The 20,921-nt window shown below is 62.6% G+C and carries 18 protein-coding genes; 8 read left to right on the forward strand and 10 right to left on the reverse strand.

Annotated elements, in window-relative coordinates; genetic code table 11:
• The first annotated feature begins 60 nt into the window (after positions 1 to 60).
• From NKJ00_RS08935 to NKJ00_RS08970, 8 genes are all read left to right on the forward strand, one after another.
• The gene (locus NKJ00_RS08935) at positions 61 to 1,017 is read left to right on the forward strand and encodes a carbohydrate ABC transporter permease (protein WP_024502750.1); all 957 of its coding nucleotides are present in this window, start codon (positions 61 to 63) and stop codon (positions 1,015 to 1,017) included.
• Positions 1,014 to 1,958 (forward strand): carbohydrate ABC transporter permease, encoded by a 945-nt coding sequence (locus NKJ00_RS08940; RefSeq protein WP_023810088.1) that lies wholly within the window; start codon positions 1,014 to 1,016, stop codon positions 1,956 to 1,958. The genes NKJ00_RS08935 and NKJ00_RS08940 overlap by 4 nt, the downstream gene beginning before the upstream one ends.
• A 4-nt stretch (positions 1,959 to 1,962) precedes the next feature.
• The gene (locus tag NKJ00_RS08945) at positions 1,963 to 3,078 is read left to right on the forward strand and encodes an ABC transporter ATP-binding protein (protein WP_023810089.1); all 1,116 of its coding nucleotides are present in this window, start codon (positions 1,963 to 1,965) and stop codon (positions 3,076 to 3,078) included.
• A gap of 88 nt (positions 3,079 to 3,166) precedes the next feature.
• Positions 3,167 to 4,669 carry a GMC oxidoreductase gene (locus tag NKJ00_RS08950; RefSeq protein WP_352610306.1) on the forward strand — a complete coding sequence of 501 codons (1,503 nt, stop codon included), beginning with the start codon at positions 3,167 to 3,169 and terminating at the stop codon, positions 4,667 to 4,669.
• Positions 4,666 to 5,424, forward strand: coding sequence for a 3-ketoacyl-ACP reductase (locus NKJ00_RS08955; protein ID WP_023810091.1), 759 nt, complete (start codon positions 4,666 to 4,668; stop codon positions 5,422 to 5,424). Before NKJ00_RS08950 ends, NKJ00_RS08955 begins: the two co-directional genes overlap by 4 nt.
• A gap of 12 nt (positions 5,425 to 5,436) precedes the next feature.
• Positions 5,437 to 7,065: a GMC family oxidoreductase gene (locus NKJ00_RS08960; RefSeq protein ID WP_023810092.1), complete on the forward strand. Its 1,629-nt coding sequence runs from the start codon at positions 5,437 to 5,439 to the stop codon at positions 7,063 to 7,065.
• 17 nt (positions 7,066 to 7,082) lie between these two features.
• Complete coding sequence (locus NKJ00_RS08965) at positions 7,083 to 7,391, forward strand: Dabb family protein (protein WP_023810093.1); 309 nt, start codon at positions 7,083 to 7,085, stop codon at positions 7,389 to 7,391.
• A 152-nt stretch (positions 7,392 to 7,543) separates the two neighbouring features.
• On the forward strand, positions 7,544 to 8,779 hold the full coding sequence (locus NKJ00_RS08970) for an MFS transporter (RefSeq protein ID WP_031212831.1): 1,236 nt from the start codon (positions 7,544 to 7,546) through the stop codon (positions 8,777 to 8,779).
• A gap of 7 nt (positions 8,780 to 8,786) precedes the next feature.
• Here NKJ00_RS08970 and NKJ00_RS08975 read toward each other — a convergent pair whose 3' ends face one another.
• From NKJ00_RS08975 to NKJ00_RS09020, 10 genes are all read right to left on the reverse strand, one after another.
• Positions 8,787 to 9,632 carry an EamA family transporter gene (locus NKJ00_RS08975; RefSeq protein WP_013529691.1) on the reverse strand — a complete coding sequence of 282 codons (846 nt, stop codon included), beginning with the start codon at positions 9,630 to 9,632 and terminating at the stop codon, positions 8,787 to 8,789.
• Positions 9,629 to 10,531: an endonuclease/exonuclease/phosphatase family protein gene (locus NKJ00_RS08980; RefSeq protein ID WP_352629491.1), complete on the reverse strand. Its 903-nt coding sequence runs from the start codon at positions 10,529 to 10,531 to the stop codon at positions 9,629 to 9,631. Before NKJ00_RS08980 ends, NKJ00_RS08975 begins: the two co-directional genes overlap by 4 nt.
• A 164-nt stretch (positions 10,532 to 10,695) precedes the next feature.
• Positions 10,696 to 12,246 (reverse strand): cation:proton antiporter, encoded by a 1,551-nt coding sequence (locus tag NKJ00_RS08985; RefSeq protein ID WP_023810096.1) that lies wholly within the window; start codon positions 12,244 to 12,246, stop codon positions 10,696 to 10,698.
• A 273-nt stretch (positions 12,247 to 12,519) separates the two neighbouring features.
• Entirely contained in the window at positions 12,520 to 13,584 is a 1,065-nt protein-coding gene (locus NKJ00_RS08990) for an ABC transporter ATP-binding protein (RefSeq protein WP_023810097.1), read from the reverse strand.
• 30 nt (positions 13,585 to 13,614) lie between these two features.
• Complete coding sequence (locus tag NKJ00_RS08995; protein ID WP_023759707.1) at positions 13,615 to 14,406, reverse strand: ABC transporter permease; 792 nt, start codon at positions 14,404 to 14,406, stop codon at positions 13,615 to 13,617.
• On the reverse strand, positions 14,403 to 15,317 hold the full coding sequence (locus NKJ00_RS09000; protein WP_023810098.1) for an ABC transporter permease: 915 nt from the start codon (positions 15,315 to 15,317) through the stop codon (positions 14,403 to 14,405). Before NKJ00_RS09000 ends, NKJ00_RS08995 begins: the two co-directional genes overlap by 4 nt.
• 63 nt (positions 15,318 to 15,380) lie before the next feature.
• Positions 15,381 to 16,487 (reverse strand): ABC transporter substrate-binding protein, encoded by a 1,107-nt coding sequence (locus NKJ00_RS09005; protein WP_127290572.1) that lies wholly within the window; start codon positions 16,485 to 16,487, stop codon positions 15,381 to 15,383.
• A 242-nt stretch (positions 16,488 to 16,729) separates the two neighbouring features.
• Positions 16,730 to 17,902, reverse strand: a complete 1,173-nt coding sequence (locus NKJ00_RS09010; RefSeq protein WP_352440920.1) for an iron-containing alcohol dehydrogenase — start codon at positions 17,900 to 17,902, stop codon at positions 16,730 to 16,732.
• Positions 17,903 to 17,919: 17 nt separating this feature from the next.
• On the reverse strand, positions 17,920 to 19,308 hold the full coding sequence (locus NKJ00_RS09015; RefSeq protein WP_023810101.1) for an aldehyde dehydrogenase family protein: 1,389 nt from the start codon (positions 19,306 to 19,308) through the stop codon (positions 17,920 to 17,922).
• 191 nt (positions 19,309 to 19,499) lie between these two features.
• Positions 19,500 to 20,870, reverse strand: coding sequence for a glutamine synthetase family protein (locus NKJ00_RS09020; protein ID WP_352554228.1), 1,371 nt, complete (start codon positions 20,868 to 20,870; stop codon positions 19,500 to 19,502).
• Positions 20,871 to 20,921 lie beyond the last annotated feature (51 nt).

A 20,921-nucleotide genomic window follows, 5' to 3' on the forward strand; every position in this document is an offset into this window, starting at 1 on the left:
CCAGATCCGCGAACTTATGTCTGCGAAGCTGGTTGGCCGCGAGTCGACGGGAGGAGCCCCATGAGCACGGTAGCGACAAGCCAGATCAAGCTGACGCCGGAGCATGCGCGGCCACGCGCCTCGGTGCGCTCACGCCTGCAGGACGCATTGCCGAAGATCGTGCTGGCGCCCAGCTTCGCCATCACCATCGTCTTCGTCTACGGCTTCATCCTGTGGACGATCTATTTGTCCTTCACCAATTCCAAGACCTTTCCATCCTATGTCCTAACCGGCTCGCGCGCCTATCAGCGACTGTGGGGCTGGACCTTCGACACCGACCCGCCCTCGAGCTGGTACACGTCGATCACCAATATGGGTATTTTCGGTTTCCTCTACATCGCAATCTGCCTGGCGCTCGGCCTGTTCCTGGCCATCCTGCTCGACCAGAAGATCCGCGGCGAAGGCGTGCTGAGGCCGATCTATCTCTACCCGATGGCGCTGTCCTTCATCGTCACCGGCGTCGCCTGGAAATGGTTCCTCGATCCCGGCCTCGGCCTCGAGCAGACCTTGCATCAATGGGGCTGGACGAGCTTCCATTTCGACTGGATCAAGAACAAGGATTTCGTCATCTACACGGTGGTCATTGCCGGCGTCTGGCAGGCCTCCGGCTTCATCATGGCGATGTTCCTGGCCGGCCTGCGCGGCATCGACGGCGAGATCATGAAGGCGGCGCAGATCGACGGCGCCACCACCTTCCAGCTCTACCGCCGCATCGTCATCCCGCTGCTGCGGCCGATCTTCCTGTCGGCCTTCATCGTGCTCGCGCACCTCGCCATCAAGTCCTACGATCTGGTCGTGGCGCTGACCAGCGGCGGCCCCGGCGGCTCGGCCTGGCTGCCATCCAACTTCATGTATGAGTACACGTTCAAGCGCAACGAAATGGCCGTCGGCTCGGCCAGCGCCGTGATCATGCTGATGACCATCGTCGCAATCATCGTGCCGTATCTCTATTCGGAACTGCGGGAGAAGCCGCGATGAGCGCCGTCACCACTCCCGCCCGCCAGGCCTCCGGCGGCGTCAACGTCAAGGTTATCAACCGCATCGTCATCTACGGGCTGCTGGCGCTGTTTGCGCTATTTTATCTGATGCCGCTGTTCGTCATGCTGGTGACCTCGTTCAAGACCATGGACGAGATCCAGAACGGCAACATGCTGGCGCTGCCCAGGGCGCCGACCTTCGATCCGTGGCTGAAGGCCTGGGGCGAGACCTGCGTCGGCCTCACCTGCGCCGGCATCAAGGGCTATTTCTGGAACTCCATCAAGATGGTGGTCCCGGCCGTCCTGATCTCGACGATGCTCGGCGCGCTCAACGGCTACGTGCTGACCAAGTGGCGTTTTCGCGGGGCAACGCTGGTGTTCGGGCTGATGCTGTTCGCCTGCTTCATCCCGTTCCAGTCGGTGCTGCTGCCGATGGCGACCATCCTCGGCAGTCTCGGCCGCTTCGGCGTCACGCTGCAGAATGCAACGGGAACCAGCTTTGGCCTAGGCAACCCGACGGTCAACCTCGTCTTCGTCCACGTCGTCTACGGCATCGGCTTCACCACGCTGTTCTTCCGCAACTACTATGAGGCGTTCCCGACCGAACTGGTCAAGGCGGCACAGGTCGACGGCGCCTCCTTCTTCCAGATCTTCCGGCGCATCATGCTGCCGAATTCAATGCCGATCTTCGTCGTCACGGTGATCTACCAGTTCACCAACATCTGGAACGACTTCCTGTTCGCCTCGGCTTACGCCGGCACCGGCGACGCGATGCCGATGACGGTGGCGCTCAACAACGTCGTCAACACCTCGACCGGCGTCGTCGAATACAACGTCAACATGGCCGCCGCGATGATCGCGGCACTGCCCACCCTTCTCGTCTATGTGCTCGCCGGCCGCTACTTCGTGCGTGGTCTCATGGCTGGCGCCGTCAAAGGATGATCTGATGGCTTTTCTGGAAATTGATGGTCTGAGAAAGCGCTTCGGCCAGGTCGAGATCCTCAAAGGGATCGATGTCGAACTCGAGAAAGGCGGCTTCCTGGTGCTGGTCGGCCCTTCCGGCTGCGGCAAGTCGACCTTGCTCAACACCATCGCCGGCCTGGAGACGATCACGTCTGGCGAAATCCGTGTCGACGGCCGCACCATCAACGATCTGCACCCCTCCAAGCGCGACATCGCCATGGTGTTCCAGAGCTATGCGCTCTACCCGAACATGACGGTGGCCGGAAACATCTCCTTCGGCATGGAGATGCGCGGCGTGCCGGCGGCGGAGCGCCAGAAGGCCATCGACAAGGTGGCCAAGGTGCTGCAGATCGGCCACCTCTTGCAGCGCAAGCCGAGCCAGCTTTCGGGCGGCCAGCGCCAGCGCGTCGCCATGGGCCGGGCGCTGGTGCGCGACCCCAAACTGTTCCTGTTCGACGAGCCGCTGTCCAACCTCGACGCCAAGCTGCGCGTCGACATGCGCATCGAGATCAAGCGTCTGCACGCCACCACCGGCACCACCATCGTCTACGTCACCCACGACCAGATCGAGGCGATGACGCTGGCCACCAAGATCGCTGTCATGCGCGATGGCGAGGTGCAGCAGTTCGGCACCCCGGCCGAGATCTACAACAACCCGAGCAATCTCTTCGTCGCCGATTTCATGGGCTCGCCGGCGATGAACCTGATCCCGGCGACCATCGGCACGTCAGGCAATGCGCTGTCGGTCGTGCTGCAGCGCGAGGCGCGCGAGCCGATCTCGCTGCCGATGGCGAATGCACCGGCCGGCCTGTCGGCATTCCAGGGCAAGCCGATTATCTTCGGTGTCCGCCCCGAAGCCCTGACCGATCCGGAAGGTGCCGAGCGCAACGCCTCGCACATCGCAACCGCCGACTGTCACATCGAGGTCGTCGAACCGGCCGGCTCGGATACCTTCGCCGTCACCAATCTCGGCGGCAAGGGCGTGGTGGCGCGGCTGCGCGCCGATGCCAACATCCAGCCGGGCACCAACACGCCGCTCGCCTTCAACCTGACCAAGGCGGTGTTCTTCGATCCGGCGACCGAGACCCGTATTCGCTAATGTATGTCGCCCAAAAGTGGATCCGGTTTTGGGGCAACGACATGCATCAAAACAAGAAACTAAAGCGCGTCGGGACGCGATTTAGGCCATGACAAATCCGGACATCGTCATCATCGGCTCCGGCATTGGCGGCGCCACGATCGCCTCCGGCCTTGCCGGCAGCGGCGCCTCGATCCTGATGCTGGAACGCGGCGAGCCGTTGCCGGCGACACCGCACGCGCGCGACACACGCTCGATCTTCGTCGACGGCCATTACAGGCCGAAGGAGATGTGGCGTGAGGCGGGTGGTGCCGCCTTCAACCCCGGCAATTACTACTATGTCGGCGGCAATTCGAAGTTCTATGGCGCGGTGCTGATCCGCTACCGCAAGGAGGACTTTGCGGCCATGGAGCATTTCGGCGGCGTCTCTCCGGCCTGGCCGTTCACCTATGACGAATTCGAGCCCTGGTATTCGAAAGCCGAACAGCTGTTTCGCGTGCGCGGTGCACTGGGCGAGGATCCCACCGAGCCGTTCCATTCGGTCCCCTATGCCTACAAGCCGGTGCCCGACGAGGCACCGATCGCCCGCGCCCGCGCCGAGCTGAAAAACCTTGGCCTGCATCCGGCCTCGCTGCCGCTCGGTGTCGACATCGAAACCTGGCTGAACGAGGGCAAGACCGGCTGGGACGCGTTTCCCAACACCGGCCAGGGCAAGGTCGACGCGCAGACCGGTCCGCTGACGGCGGCGCTGACCGACCAGAACATTCGGCTCGAGACTGGCGCTTGCGTCGAATATCTCGAAGCCTCGGCGGACGGCACGACGATATCAGCCATTCACTACCGCCAGAATGGCGAGTTGAAGAAAGTATCACCGAAGCTGGTCATCCTCTCAGCCGGCGCGGTCAATTCCGCAGTCATCCTGCTGCGCTCGCCCTCTCCTGATGGCAAAGGCCTGGCCAACCGGTCCGACCAGGTCGGCCGCAATTTCATGAACCACAATTCGAGCGCCATGCTGGCGATCGACCCGCGCCGCCGCAACGATGCCGTGTACCAGAAGACGCTGATGCTGAACGACTATTACCTGTCCGGCGGCAAGGGCGGCAAGCCGCTCGGCAACGTCCAGCTGCTCGGCAAGATCGACGGCAACATGCTGCAGGCCAATGTCAGGTACACGCCAAAATTCGCGCTTGATTTCATGGCCGGCCACGCCGTCGACTGGTACCTGATGTGCGAGGACCTGCCGGATCCCGAAAGCCGCATCATGGTTGATGGCAAGGACATCGTCATGCAATGGCGGCGCTCCAACATGCAATCGCTCGACGGGCTGACCAAGGTGATGCGCGAAAACTTCCGCGCCTGCGGTTATCCCATCGTTCTCTCGCGCCCCTTCGACAAGCGCACGCCGTCGCACCAATGCGGCACGATAAAGATGGGCGACGATCCGGCGACGGCGGCGCTCGATCCGTTCTGCCGCTCATTCGATCACCGGAACCTGTTTGTCGTTGACGCCGGCTTCCTGCCGAACTCGGCGGCGGTCAATCCGGCATTGTCGATCGCCGCGCAGGCGCTGCGTGTCGCCGATCACATCCATAAGACGGACCTCGCCGCATGACCCGCCCCTCCGCCATCGTCACCGGCGGCGCGCGCGGCATTGGGCTTGCCTGCGCCCAGGCACTGGCGGATGCCGGCTTCGATATTCTGGTCGTCGACCTTGCCGAAACGGCCGCTGACGGACTTGCCACCGACATCACCAAGCGTGGCGCGAAGTTCGCCTACGTCCAGTCCGACATCGCCGATCTCGCAAGCCACACCGTACTTGTCGATACCGCGATGCGCGCCTTCGGCCGCATCGACTGCCTGGTCAACAATGCCGGCATCGGCGCCGTGGTGCGCGGTGACCTCCTGGACCTCAAACCGGAGAACTTCGACCGCACAATGGGCATCAACCTGCGCGGCACCGTCTTCCTCAGCCAGGCTGTCGCCAAGGCGATGCTGGCCACTTCGGGCGATCAGAGATCGATCATCACCATCACCTCGGTCAGCGCCGAAATGGCGTCGCCGGAGCGGCCGGATTACTGCATCTCGAAAGCCGGGCTTTCGATGTGGGTGAAGAACCTGGCGCTGCGGTTGGCGCCCGAAAACATCGGCGTGTTCGAGGTGCGGCCCGGCATCATCCGCACCGACATGACTTCAGGCGTGACCGCCAAATACGATGCCCTCATCGACAGTGGACTGGTGCCGGCCAAACGCTGGGGCGAAGCATCGGACATCGGTGCGGTGGTGGCGACGCTCGCCGGCGGCAGGCTCGGCTTTTCGACCGGCTCGATCATCAATGTCGATGGCGCCCTCTCCGTGCCGCGACTATAAGTGGACAGTGTCATGACCGACTACATCATCGTGGGCGCCGGTCCGGCCGGCTGCGTTCTGGCCAACCGATTGAGCGAGGATCCGGCAAATTCGGTCCTGCTGCTGGAAGCCGGCGGCAAGGACTGGCATCCCTATATCCACATGCCTGCCGGCTTTGCCAAGATGACCAAGGGTATTGCTTCCTGGGGCTGGTCGACCGTGCCGCAGAGTCATATGAAGGACCGCGTCTTCTGGTACACGCAGGCTAAGGTGGTCGGCGGCGGCTCGTCCATCAATGCCCAGATCTACACGCGCGGCAACGCCCGCGACTACGACGACTGGGAGAAGGAAGAAGGCCTCGCCGGCTGGGGCTATCGCGATGTATTGCCCTATTTCAAGCGCGCTGAGAACAACCAGCGCTACGCCAACGATTTTCACGGTGACCAGGGCCCGCTCGGCGTCTCGAACCCGATTGCGCCGCTGCCGATCTGCGAGGCCTATTTCCGTGCCGGGCAGCAGATGGGCATCCCCTTCAACCCGGACTTCAACGGCGCTGCCCAAGAAGGCGTCGGCTATTACCAGCTGACCCAGAAGGATGCCCGGCGCTCGTCCGCTTCAGTCGCCTATTTGAGGCCGATCCGCGCCCGCAAGAACCTGACCGTCCGAACCGATGTGCTGGTGACGCGCATCGTCGTCCAGAAGGGCCGCGCCATCGGCGTCGAAATTGTCGACAGACCGGGCGGCGAGAAGAAAATCCTGCGCGCCGAGCGCGAGGTGATCGTCTCGTCCGGCGCCATCGGCTCGCCGAAACTCTTGATGCAGTCGGGCATCGGCCCCGCCGACCATCTGAAGTCGGTCGGCGTCACGCCGGTGCACGACCTGCCCGGCGTCGGCTCCAACATGCAGGACCATCTTGATCTGTTCGTCATCGCCGAATGTACGGGCGATCACACCTATGACAACTACGCCAAGCTGCACCGCACGGCCTGGGCCGGCCTGCAGTATCTGCTGCTGAAGAAAGGGCCGGTGGCCTCCAGCCTGTTCGAGACCGGCGGCTTCTGGTACGCCGACCCGACCGCCGCCTCGCCCGACATCCAGTTTCATCTCGGCTTGGGTTCCGGCATCGAAGCCGGCGTCGAGAAGCTGAAAAACCCTGGCGTCACCCTGAACTCGGCTTTCCTGCGTCCGCGTTCGCGCGGCACGGTGCGGCTGAAGAGTGCCGACCCGGCCGACCACCCGCTGATCGATCCGAACTATTGGTCCGATCCCTATGACCGCGCCATGTCGATCAAGGGGCTGCGGCTGGCCCGCGAGATCATGCGGCAGAAGGCGCTTGCCCCTTACGTGCTGCGCGAGGTGCTGCCCGGCCCGTCACTCGCCAGCGACGACGAGCTGTTCGACTATGCCTGCCGCAGTTCCAAGACCGACCACCATCCGGTCGGCACCTGCCGCATGGGCCATGATGATATGGCTGTCGTGACGCCGGATCTGCGGCTGCGCGGCATCGAGGGCCTGCGCGTCTGCGACGCCTCGGTGATGCCGCGCGTGCCTTCATCCAACACCAATGCGCCGACCATCATGGTCGGTGAAAAGGGCGCCGACCTGGTCCTTGGCCGCGAGCCGCTGCCGCCGGCGGTGTTTTCCGGAAACCGGGCTGCTTAGCCACTGAGGAGTAAGACATGATCAGGCACTGTGTTTTCGTCAAGCTGCGCAACGATGTCGACGCCACCGAGCGCACGGCGATCCATGCCGATCTCGAGGCGCTGCGACAGGTGATCGACGGCATGGACGCAGTAAAATTCAGCGCCAATGTCAGCCCGGAGCCGTTCGCACGCGGCTTCACCCACGGCTTCACCATCGATTTCCGCGATGCTGCCGCGCGCGATGCCTATCTTGTGCATGAAGCGCACCAGCGCGCCGGCGCGCGCCTGGTCGCTGCCCTGGAAGGCGGCACGGACGGACTGCTGGTGTTTGATCTCGAAATCTAAACCTACCCTCAAGCCACGATCGAGTTCATCGACAGATGGCACCGGTCGGTCTCATCGCACCTTCCGCCATTCCTGCGGGCGTTCGATCAAATGAGCCACGCGAAAACGTGACCACCGGTCTTCCCTGAACTGGCCGATAATTCCCCCCATCGATGATGATGGAGGAAGATTTGCCCCTTAATTCGCAGCAGAAGAAGACCGTCCTTGCCTCATTCCTGGGCTGGACGCTCGATGCTTTCGATTTCTTCCTTCTGACATTCCTGCTCACCGATATCGCGACCGAATTCCACGCCGACGTGCCCGCGGTCTCCAAGGCGCTGTTCCTGACCTTGGCGACACGCTTCATCGGCGCGTTCTTCTTCGGCATGCTTGCCGACAAATACGGGCGCAAGCCGATCCTCATGCTCAACATCGTCAGCTATTCGGTGATTGGCGCGCTGGCCGCCTTCTCGCCCAATCTCGGCATATTCCTCGCCCTGCGTGCTTTGTTCGGCATCGCCATGGGCGGCGAATGGGGGCTTGGCAGTTCGCTGGCCATGGAGTCCATTCCGCCGAGCGCACGCGGCATGGTCTCCGGCATCCTGCAATGCGGCTATCCGGCCGGCTATCTGCTGGCGGCGGTGGTCTATGGTCTGCTCTATCAGCAGACGATCGGCGGCTACACGATCGGCTGGCGTGCCATGTTCCTGCTCAGCTTCGTGCCGGCGCTGATCGTGCTCTTCATCCGCTCGCATGTGCCGGAATCGCCGGCCTTCGTCGAAGCGCAGAAGACCGCGAGACCGGGCATGTGGGAAACCCTGCAGAAACACTGGGGCGTCGCGCTCTATGCCGTCGTGCTGATGATGTTCTTCAATTTCTTCAGCCATGGCACGCAGGATCTTTATCCGACCTTCCTGAAGAAGCAGCATGGCTTTGATCCGCACACAGTGAGCTGGATCACCATCGTTGCCAATATCGGCGCCATCGTCGGTGGCCTGGCATTCGGCGCGCTGTCGGAGAAGATCGGCCGCGTCAACGCCATCACGCTGGCATGCCTGATCGCCTTGCCGTCTATTCCGCTGTGGGCCTACAGCACCACGCCGTTCATGCTCGCCATCGGCGCCTTCGTCATGCAGGTCGCGGTCCAGGGTGCCTGGGGCGTCATCCCCGTGCACCTCAACGAGCTTTCGCCCGGCGCGGTGCGGGCGACCTTGCCCGGCTTTATCTATCAGGCGGGCAATCTCGCCGCGTCCTATGGCGGCCCCTATCAAGCAGGAATCGCTGAAAGCGCCGGAGGCAGCTATGGCTATGCCCTGGCGCTGTTCGCAGGCGTGGTCGCCGTCTGCATCATCATCGTCATCCGCTTCAGCCCGGAACGACGTGGCCAGGTGATGACGGTCCTGACCTGAGCGGCGCCTAACCAAGCCTCAGCGCGACGACGCCGGCCACGATGCTGAGCGCGGCAGCACCGCGCCAGCCGGTCATTTTTTCGCCGAGAGCGAAGACCGAGATCATCATGGCAAACAGGATCGAGGTTTCACGCAGCGATGCCACCGAAGCGATCGGCGCCTTGGTCATCGCCCACATGACGATCCAGTAGGCGGCACCGCTGAGCACGCCGGTGAACAGCCCTGCCTTCCAGTCGCGCGCCAGCACCGGCAGCGCCTTCGGCCCGCGGAAGATGAGGCACAGCACCAAGGCGCCAAAAGCATCGCAGATGAACAGCCAGGCTGCATAGCTCTGCGCGGTTGCCGCCAGCCGCGCGCCGCTGCCGTCGGACAGCGTGTAACTGGCAATGAAGATGGAGGTGCCCAGCGCGAAGCCGACCGCGCGCAGATTGAGCTTCTCCAGATGCGCGCCGCCACGAAACGACATCACCAGCGTGCCGGCCGACAACAGGAAGATGCCGAGCATGGCGAACGGGCCGGGGATTTCGGCAACGACGAACATGCCGCCAAAGGCCGAGAGCAGAGGTGCGGTGCCCCGCGCCAGCGGATAGGTCTGGGCGAAATCGCCGGCCTTGTAGGCGCCGATCAGGAACGTCCGGTAGCCCATGTGGAAAATGACGGAGGCGATGATGTAAGGCCACACTTCCGCCTTCGGCACTTCGACGAAAGGCAGCACCACGAGTGCCGCCGCGCCCATGCCGAGCGTCATCAGCGTGATCGACAGGAAGCGGTCGAGATGCACCTTGACCAGCGCGTTCCAGATCGCGTGCATGGCGGCGGCGGCAAGCACTGCGAAGAAGACGAAAAGCGTCATGTGGCAATGCCGGGCGTTTCCAGGTCGATGTCGACCCGCAGCGGAAAATGATCCGACGCAACCTCGCCGATGTCGGCACTGATCGAACGCACCCGCCCGGCGAACATGCCGCCGACGAAACAATGGTCGAGCCGGCGTTTTGCCAGCCTGCCGTCGATGGTCTTCACATGGGTGTGGAAGTCCGGAACCGGCTCCCCGGCAACGGCGGCGGCATCGACGAAACCGTCAAGATAGGCGGCACCCCGATGGTAGGGCGTGCTGCCGACGATGCGGCGATATTCGGCGCTGCCCGGCTCCATGTTGAAGTCACCCATCCAGATCGCCGCCAGCGGGTTTTCCGGCTCCGCTTCGCCGCTGGTCCAGTTGCGCGTGGGCTCGTCGTCGACGCCGCTCCACGGCCCGCCATCGGACGGTGCCCGGCGATGCTCGGCCAGGAGATAGTCGATCTGCTCCAGCCGCTCCTCGGCCGCGATGTGGGCGAGATGCAGCGACAACACCCGCACCGGCCCTGCCGGCGTGCGGATCATGCATTCAAGCGCGGCGTTGCGGGTGTTGAGCGGCCGCTGCGTGCGGCGCATCGGCAGCGCATGCAGCCGCGACCAGACGATCGGCAGTTTCGACAGCACCATGGTGCCGAACTGGCGGCGCCGATTGACCAGACGGCCGTCGCGCCTTTCGCTGGCATCCATGTCGAAGGCCGGGCCGAAAACCCAGTGATGTTCGGGCAGCAGACGGGAAAGCAACTCCGGCTGATCGTCGAAATTGCTGCGCTGCCAATTCCGCTCCACCTCTTGCAGCGCAATGATGTCGGCGCCGGCAACGATGCGCGCGGCGCGCGAAAGATCGTAGCGGCCGTCGCCGCCGAACCCGTACTGGATGTTGTAGCTGACCAGCTTCATTGCTTATCCGGCTCAATTTCGTGTTGGCAGTAGCGGTTCGATGCCACGGTTGCAATGTGCAGGAGAATGGACGTGGCTTGGACCAGCCTTGCTTCACCGGGATCATGCACCGATCCCGAAGCACTTCGGTATCTTCCGTGCGCCGGAAAACGGCGTGCGATGCCTTAAGTATTCAGCGGCTGGAACCGGCCGGGTGGCGACGCCGCCAGTTCGGTCCAGTCGATCTCTTCCTCAAGGCGATGATAAGCTTCGTCGCCAATCGTCCCGTTGCGGCGCAATTCCTCCAGCGCGTCGCGCTGGCTCTTGATCGCATAAAGACGCAAGCGGTCATATTCGGTCGCCGCCTGGGCATCGTCGGGATTTTTGGCGATCTTGCGTTGAGCGGCATATTGCTCGCGCACCGCGGCCGCCGCGTCCGATGTCTTGCCGCCCAATATGTCGAGCGCGGCCTGCATGACCACGACGCGTGCCTGCGCAACCTCGCGGTCGACCGTTTCGTCAGGGTCGAGATTTAGCAGGCGCAGCAGCGGCTTCAGGCTCATGCCTTGCAGCACCAGCGTGCCGAGCACGACCGTGAAGGCAGCGAGCACGATCGGGTCGCGGGCCGGGAATTCAGCCGGCAGGGCGAATGCCGCCGCAAGCGTCACCAAACCGCGCATCCCGCACCAGCCGATCAGCACGCCGCCCCGAAACGACGGAGCGTCACGCTGACGATCAGCTCCGCCGGAACGGTCAAACCACCTGATGATCGCGCCGCACCCCAGCACCCAGATGAGGCGTGAGACGATGACGATGGCAAGCACTGTCCCGGCCAGGACGAACGCATCGGTCTGCCCCTGCCCGGCAAGCCGGCCGACGATCGTACGCGCCTGCAGGCCCATCAGCACGAAAGCCAGGACATTGAGCACGAACACCGCCGTTTCCCAGACCGAATAAGAGCTGATGCGGTTTCTGGCCGGCATGCGGCGCGGCGCGGTGCGGGCGATCGTCATGGCATAGACGACTATGGTGATGATGGCCGACAGTCCGATCCTGTCGGCCAGGATCCAGACCCCGAATGTGCCGGCAAATTGCACCACGGTGCCGCTCGCCGGGTCCTCGATCCGGCCCAGCGTTATCAGAGACACCCGGCCAAGCAGGTAGCCGGCCGCAAGACTGCCGAGCGTGGACAGCAGGATCATCGGAACGGCGCTGCTCAGCAGAATGGAACCTGCTGCCGCCGAAATCGCCATCCGGTAAATCAGCAACGCGGTGGCGTCGTTGAGCAGGCTCTCGCCCTGCAGAATGGCAGTGATGCGGTGCGGCACCTTGAACTGGCCAAGCACGGCCGATGCCGCAACCGCATCGGGCGGCGCCACGATGGCGCCAAGCGCTATGGCTGCGGCGATCGGCAGGCCTGCCATCGCCCAGCCGGCAAGCGCAACCGTCGCTGTCGTGAAAAGGACGGCGCCAAGCGCCAGCAGCACAAGCGGCACCCTGTAACGGTTGAGATCGCGCAGCGAGGTATCATAGGCGGCATCGAGCAGCACCGGCGCGATGAACAGGGCTAGCGCCAGTTCCGGATCGATCTCTATGGTCGGCACGCCAGGCACGAAGGCGATGGCCACCCCTGCCAGCGCCAGCAAAGAGGGATAGGGAACCTGCACGCGCCGCGACAGCGCCGTCAGCGCAACGGCGATCAACAGCAGAACGAGTGTCAGTTCGAAAAGCGCCATGGCCTGTTATAGCCGGGAAGCGAGACGCTGGCAGTGGCAAAGCGGCTGGAAACTGTTGATTGGCCAGCAAGCTCGAGCCGATGGGAATATGCCTCGAATTGCCTTTCGCCGATGCCCTGCCAAATCGACAAATGCGCCGACCGCACTGACATCGAAATCACCGATAGAGGGCTCGCTTAAACCCTGCATTGCAGCCCATGCCACGCGGACGGAAGCATCCTCCCGTCTTCGCAGACCGGGATGCAGCCATTCATTTTGAACAAGCGCATCAGCCTAGTGAAGCACCAGCATATCGCTCGACGAGAACGAGATCTCGGCCTTTTCACCGACTGCGGGGGGCGGTGTCGCCGGGCTGTTGAAGGTGTCGAGCGAGACCGTGTTGCCGCCGATGCCGACACGAACCCGGATGACCGAGCCGAGGAAATGCACCTCGGATATCTCTCCCGAAAGGCTGGAATCGCGGCCGGGCTGTCGTCCGAGCGAGATTGCCTCAGGCCGCAACGCCAGCGACAGCGTGTCGCCTGACTTGGAACCGTTGAGCTTGCCCTTAAGCGAGACCTGTTCGGAATTGACCCGCACCGTGCCTGCAGCCGCATCGGTGACGGTGCCTTCCAGCACGTTCAGCGTGCCGACGAAATTGGCGACAAACTTGGTCGCCGGGCGGTTGTAGATCTCGAACGGCGTGCCGACCTGCTCGGCCTTCCCGCCATACATGACGGCGATGCGGTCGGAGATCGACAGCGCCTCTTCCTGGTCGTGCGTCACGAAAATGGTTGTGATGCCGAGCTTCTTCTGGATCGAGCGGATTTCCTCGCGCAGCGACACACGCACCTTGGCATCGAGCGCCGACAGCGGCTCGTCGAGCAGCAAGAGCTTCGGCTTCGGCGCGATGGCGCGGGCCAGCGCGATGCGTTGCTGCTGGCCGCCCGAGAGCTGGTAGGGATAGCGATCCGCCATCTGCGGCAGCTTGATGATGCCGAGCATCTCGGCGACGCGGGCATCGATATCGGCCCTCGGCATGCCGGCGACCTTCAGGCCGAAGCCGATATTCTGCGCCACGGTCAGGTTCGGGAACAGCGCATAGGCCTGGAACACCATGCCGACATTGCGCTGGTTGGGCTTCAGCCTCGTAATGTCCTTGCCGCCGACGACGATCGTGCCCGCGCTCGGCTCCTCGAAACCGGCGACCATGCGCAACACGGTGGTCTTGCCGCAACCGGACGGACCGAGGAAGGAGACGAATTCACCACGCTCGACGTCAAGATTGAAATCCTCCACGACCGTGGTGGCGCCGAAGGATTTTCGAACGTGCTGGATGGAGAGGAAGGGGTCGGCCATGGCGTTCTTCTTTCGATCAGTACTTTTCGATCAGTTGGGACGGTTCGCGGATCTCGGCGCGAAGCGGGACAGTATCTGGATCAGCGACATGCAGCCCCAGGTGATGGCGAAGGCGATGATGGCAAGTGCCGCCGGCTCATAGGCGCGGTTGGCACCAATATTCTGCAGATAAGGGCCGAAGGCAGGCCGGTTGAGCAGGCTGGCCATGGTGAATTCGCCGATGACGATGGCGAAGGTGAGGAAGGCGCCCGAGAGCACCGCGATCAGCACGTTGGGCAGGATGACACGGGTGATGATGGTGCCCCAGCCAGCCCCAAGGATCTGGGCCGCTTCCGTCAAAGTGCGCACGTCGATTGTGCGAAGCCCGGTGTCGACGGCGCGATACATATAGGGCAGCGCCAGTGTCGCATAGCCGATGACCAACAAGGCATTGGTGCCTGTATCGGTCGCCAGAAACGGCAGCGGCGAATTCGACCCGTACATTCTGATGTAGCCGAAGACGATGACGATGGCTGGGATAACCAGCGGCAGCAGGGTAATGAACTCGACGATCGGCCGCAATTGCGGCAGCCGAAGCCGGATCCAATAAGCGGCGGGCACCACGATCAGCACACCGAGAATGATGGTGAAAACGGCGGCCAGTACCGAATAGCCGAAGGTGGCCTGGAAACGGGCGTCGCCCAACACGACCTTGTAGGCGTCGAAGGAGTACTCCCCGCGCCGCATGCGCATCGAGAACTCCACGGTCGCGATCAGCGGGATGAAAAAGTAGGCCGCGCCAAGAGCGAAGACGAGCCAGGCCCAGAACTTTCCCGACTTCATTTCAGCCACCTCTCGGAACGGGTCCGGAACCAGATGTAGAACACATTGGCAAGACCGGTGATGACGATCATGCCGAAGGCGATGGCATAGCCGAGATGGGCATTGTGCAGCACATCTCCACGGATCTGTGCATAAAGCAGGATCGGCACGATGTTGAGCGACGAGCCGGTCAGCGCATAGGCGGTGGCGATGGCGCCGAAGGCGTTGGCGAACAACAGGATCACGGTGCCGAGGAAACTCGGCCAGATCACCGGAATGACCACCATGCGCCAGTACTGGGACATGGTCGCGCCCAGCGTCGCGGCTGCCTCGCCCCATTCCTTCTTCAGCCCGTCGATGGCTGGCACGATGATCACCACCATCAGCGGTATCTGGAAATAGACATAGGTCAGTGTCAGGCCCCAGAATGACAGGATGTTGAAGCCATGCGCGTAGATGTTAAGGCCGAACACGGTGTTCAGGATCACCGTTGCAAGGCCGAGGCGGCCGAGCGTGGCGAGGAAGGCAAAGGCCAGCGGCACGCCGGCAAAATTGGAGGCCACGCCGGAAAACGTCAGTGTCGCCGAACGTATCCAGTCCGGCAGGCCACCGCGCACGATGGCAATGGCAATCGCCAGGCCCGCGAATGCGCCAATCAGCGATGAAGCAAGACTGATCTTGATAGAAATCCAGTAGGCGGCAACGATGGACGGTTGCGCCAGCGCTGCGATGTTTTCGAGAGTGAATTCGCCGGCATCGTTCTGGAATGCACCCAGCATCAGATAGAGCGTGGGCAGGATGAGGAACATGATGGCGAAGATGAAGAACGGTGCAACCCCAAGCCACTGGGTCGGCAGCCGCATGCTGCGTGCCTCGGCGGGAGGCGCGGTCTTCCCGGTAACAGCGTGGTCGGACAATGAGATATCGGTCATGCGCCGGCTACCGTCTTCGAGAGAAGGACCGGGCGGCCGCGAGGCCGCCCGGCATGCTGTGAATTACTTGACGTTGGCGCCGACGACGGCATCCCAGTTCTTGGTGATGGCTTCCTTGGACTTGCCCTGCTCGTCAAGCGTCGGGAACACGGCGGAAGCATAGGCTTCGGCCGGCGGCAGCTTGGCGAGGATGTCAGCCGGGATCTTGCCGTTCTTGGCGAGATCGTTGAAGCGGATCGGGTGGCAATAGCCTTTCAGCCAGCCGATCTGGCCTTCGTCCGAGTAGAGGTATTCGAGCCAGAGCTTGGCTGCATTCGGATGCGGCGCGTAGGCGCTGATCGCCTGCACATAGACACCGGCGACAACACCGGTCTTCGGCACGACGACGTCGACGGGCGGATTGCCCTTCAGCGTGTCGCGGCCGGCGAGCGCGTTGTAGTCCCAGGTGACGAGGATCGGGGTCTGGCCCTGGGCTAGCGTCGCGGCCTTGCCGATGACCGGCACGAAATTGCCGGCGGCATTGAGCTTCTTGAAGAAGTCGAGGCCCGCGGTGCCGGCAGCCTCACCGGCGGCGGCGCCTGACGACAGGCCGGCGGCATAAACCGCCTGGATCGCCTGGTTCGAGGCACGCGGATCACCGGCAAGGGCTACCGAGTTGGCGAATTCCGGCTTCAGCAGGTCGGCCCAGTCGGCCGGAGCTTCCTTGACGAGGTCCTTGTTCACCTGGAAGGAAAGCACGCCGTAATAGTCGCCGGTCCAGAAGCCTTCGGCATCCTTGGCGCTGTCGGGGATCGAGTCCCAGGTCGACACCTTGTAGGGCTGGATCAGGCCATCGGCCTTGGCGGTCGGACCGAAGGACAGGCCGACGTCGATGACGTCAGGCGCCTGCGGGCCCTTGTTGTCTTTGTTGGCCTTGATCGCCTCGATCTCGTCGCCGGAACCGGCATCGGGATTGAGTTCGTTGACGGTGATTTCCGGATACTTCGCCTTGAAGCCGGCGATGACGTCGCCGTAACCGCACCAGTCATGCGGCAGCGCGATGGTGGTGAGCTGGCCTTCCGCCTTGGCGGCCTTGACGAGATCGTCCAGCGAATCCGCGGACGAAATCACCGTCGACGCGAAAAGCGCCGCGGCCGAAAGGGAAAGCACTTTCCCCGTGAATTTGAACATGTGTTCTCTCCGTTGAACTGACGCCGTTGGACGCCTGCGATGCGGTATCGTTTTCATGTGACAGCCAGATGAAAGCTTTGTGAAAGCGGCTGCTCGCAGTGCGAAAAAGTAAACTCTTTTTAACCTGATGTAGCAATCGCTTCGGGATTCTTTTTCCGGCTAACTAATTTCTGCCTTGCCCGTCATCCTCCCCCTTTGTTTTCATAGCCCCTTTTCAGATCACTTTGCGTGCCGAAAACGCCTCAGACCGTGCCGGCGATGGCGTTTTCGAGCAACGTCAGCGCCGCCTTTTTGGTCAGCTTGACCGGGTTGCCGCCGGCAGTCGGATCGACCACCGCCATGTCGGCGATCAGCGTCTTACGCTTCTTGTCCATGTCGAGCCCCTTGATAAGGCCGGGCAGTGCATGCGGCACCTTCAGTTCCTTGCGAAGCTTGATGATGGCTTTGGCGAAGCCGTCGAAGCCGCCCTTGATGCCGCAATAGGCGGCGAGCCGGCCAATACGCTCCTCGATGGAGTCCCGGTTGAAGGCCAGAACATAGGGCATGAACACCGCGTTGGTCATACCGTGATGGGTGTCGTAGAGCGCGCCGACAGGGTGCGAAAGCGAATGGATGGCGCCGAGCCCTTTCTGGAAGGCGGTGGCGCCCATGGCGGCGGCGCTCATCATATGGGCGCGCGCAACGAGATCCCTGCCGTTGGCATAGGCCTTGGGCAGGTTCTCGAAGACCAGCCGGACACCTTCGACAGCAATGCCGTCGGCCATCGGATGGTAGCCGGGCGCGCAATAGGCTTCGAGGCAATGGGCCAGCGCATCCATGCCGGTACCGGCGGTGATGAAGCCCGGCATGCCGACCGAAAGCTCCGGATCGGCAATGACGATAGCCGGCAACAATTTGGGATGGAAGATGACCTTCTTGGTGTGCGTGGCCTCATTGGTGATGACGCCGGCGCGGCCAACCTCCGATCCGGTCCCGGCGGTGGTCGGCACGGCGATGATCGGCGCGATGGCATCCGAGTTGGCGCGCGTCCACCAGTCGTCGACATCCTCGAAATCCCACACCGGCCGCGTCTGCCCGGCCTGGAAGGCGATCAGCTTGCCAAGATCGAGCGCCGAGCCGCCGCCGAAGGCGATGACGCCGTCATGCTTGCCCTTCTTGAACACGGCGATGCCGGCGGTCAGGTTGGATTCGACCGGGTTCGGCCTGACCTCGGAGAAAACGCCGTAAGGGACCTTCGCATCGTCGAGGATCTTCAAGGTCGAGGCGACGACCGGCAGTTTCGCCAGGCCCGGATCGGTGACGAACAACGGCCGCTTGATGCCGGTGGCCGTCAATACCTCGGGCAATTCCTTGATGCGACCGGCGCCGAAGCGGACGGTGGTGGGATAGTTCCATTTGGAGATCAGCTTGGACATTTTTGTCTTTCAATAAATCAGATGGCTTCGCGCAGATGGAAAGATTTCGGCCGGGTCAGATTATCGTAGCCGATGGCCGACAAGCCCGCACCCTTGCCGGTGTCCTTGACGCCGGTCCAGACCAAGGCCGGGTCAAGATAGTCGCAGCGGTTCATGAACACCGTGCCGGTTTCGACGCGGTTGCCGATCGCCACCGCATGCTCGGTATCGCGCGTCCAGATCGAAGCGGTCAGCCCGTAGGGGCTGTCGTTCATCAGCGCGATCGCCTCTTCGTCGTTGCGCACCTTCATGATGCCGACGATCGGGCCAAAGCTTTCCTCACGCATGACGCTCATCTGATGGTCGACTTCTGTCAGCACTTCCGGCGCCAGATAGGGCGAACCCGCCTTGTCGTTAGCCACCTTCATATTGATGTGCGCCTTGGCACCCTTGCGCAGCGCTTCGGCCTTCTGTTCGCGGATCAGGTCGGCGAAGCGCGCCTGCGCCATCGGTCCCATCGTCGTCGCCTGGTCGAGCGGGTTGCCGACGACATAGTTCTTGGTCTCGGCGATGAAGCCTTCGACGAATTCGTCATAGACCTTCTCGTGCACGTAGACACGTTCGATGCCGCAGCAGCACTGGCCGGAATTGTAGAAGGCGCCGTCGACCAGATTGGCGACCGCATGGTCCATCTTGGCGTCGGGCAGCACATAGGCCGGATCCTTGCCGCCAAGTTCGAGGCCGAGCGTCATGAAGGTCCCGGCCGCGGCCTTTTCGATGGCACGGCCGCCGCCGACCGAACCGGTGAAATTGACATGGTCGATCTTGCCCGAGCCGAGCAGTTTCTCGGTCTGGGCATGGTTGAGCACGACATTCTGGAATACGCCCTTGGGCAGGCCCGCTTTGTCGAAAGCCTGCTGAAAGCGCTCGCCGACCAGCAGCGTCTGCGCCGCATGCTTGAGGACCACGGTGTTGCCGGCCATCAGCGCCGGCACGATGGTGTTGACGGCGGTGAGGTAGGGATAGTTCCACGGCGCGATCACCATGACCACGCCAAGCGGATCCTTCTTCACATAGCGACGGAAGCCGTCCTTCGGGTTGGAGGCCGGCACCGCCTTGAGCGCCGCCTCGGCGATCTCGACCATGTAGGTGGTGCGCTCCTTGACACCACCGAACTCGCCGCCATAACGCACCGGGCGCCCCATCTGCCAGGCGATCTCCGGCACGATCTCGTCGGTCATCGCGACCAGCGCTTCCAGCATGGCCAGCATAAACTTGCCGCGCTCGACGATCGGCGTCTCAGCCCACTTCTCCTGCGCCGCCTTGGCACGCTCGACCGCGGCGTTGATCGCTTGGTCGGTCGCGATCGGCCGCTCGGCATAGATCGAGCCATCGATGGGGGATATGAGTTTGACCGTTTCGGTCATTTTGGAAGTCCTCGCATTCTACAACAAAGTCTTGTGGGCTGACGCTGCCCCTAATCCGCCTGCCGGCACCCCTCCCCGCATAGTGACGGGGAGAAGGATGGAGCTCCAGCGTCTTCGCCTCCTCTCCGTTTTCTTCACACGGAGAGGAAGGGTAAGGGACGGCGCCGACGGCGCCGACGAACAGTCGATAACTAGTACCGCTCGAACCCTCTGTGCAGTTCCCAATCTGTAATGCGGCGGTCGTATTCGAACTGCTCCCACTTTGCGGTGTGGACATAGTGTTCGAGCACATCCTCGCCGAGCGCCTGCTTGAGCATCTTCGACTTCGCCAGCGTGTCGGTGGCATCGCGCAGCGTCTTCGGGATCTCCGGCAGGCGAGATGCCTGATAGGCATCGCCGACGAACGGCTTCTGCAATTCCAGCTTTTCGTCGATGCCGGCAAGGCCGGCGGCGATCAGCGCTGCGAACGCAAGATACGGATTCAGATCGGCGCCGCCGATGCGGCATTCCATGCGGATGCCCTTGGTGCCCTCGCCGCACAGGCGGAAGCCGGCGGTACGGTTGTCCTCGCTCCACATGATCTTAGTCGGCGCGAAGGTGCCGGCCTGGAAGCGCTTGTAGGAGTTGATATAGGGCGCCAGGAACCAGGTGAATTCCTTGGCGTATTTGAGCTGGCCGGCGGCCCATTGCTGGCCAAGCGTCGACAGCGTCCAGTCGGCCGTCTTGTCGAAGAACAGCGGTGTCTTGCCGTCGGCGCTCCACAGCGAATTGTGGATGTGGCTGGAATTGCCGGCGAGCCCGTAATTATACTTGGACATGAACGAAATCGCCTTGCCCTCGGACTCGGCGATTTCCTTGGCGCCGTTCTTCAGGATGACGTGGCGGTCGGCCATGTCGAGCGCCTCGGCATAGCGCACATTGATCTCTTCCTGGCCCGGACCCCACTCGCCCTTGGAATTTTCGATCGGGATGCCGGCCGCTTCCATCTCATTGCGAAGCCGGCGCATGACGCCTTCTTCCTTGGTGGTGATGCCGATCTGGTAGTCGCCGATATAGGGCGATGCGGTGTCGAGACCCTGCCAGTGCTTCTTTCGGGCAGAATCGTATGTCTCGTTGAACAGATAGAATTCGAGCTCGGAAGCGAAATAGCCGATATAGCCGCGCTCGCTCAGCCGCTTGACCTGCTTCTTGAGGATGGCGCGCGGCGAGTGCGGCAGGTCATCATGGGTGTGGTGGTCGAGCACGTCGCAGATCACGAGTGCGGTCTTTTCCAGCCAGGGAATGCGCCGCAGCGTGGCGAGATCCGGCTTCATGACGAAATCGCCATAGCCCTTCGACCAGCTCGCGGCCTTGTAGCCCGGCACCGGTTCCATATCGATGTCGGCCGCCAGCAGATAGTTGCAGCCATGCGTTTCGTCATGCGCGGAATCGATGAAGTACTGCGCCAGGAAGCGTTTTCCCGCCAACCGTCCCTGCATGTCGACGATGCAGGCCAGCACGGTGTCGATCTCACCGCTGGAGACCGCTTTCTTCAACTGATCGAACGAGAAATTTCCGGCCATTCCTTTGGCACTCCAGCACTTGTCGATTGAAAGGGATAAACGTAGCCATGG

Origin of the sequence: Mesorhizobium sp. M0227, assembly GCF_040321855.1 — a bacterium.
Classification (GTDB): Bacteria; Pseudomonadota; Alphaproteobacteria; order Rhizobiales; family Rhizobiaceae; genus Mesorhizobium.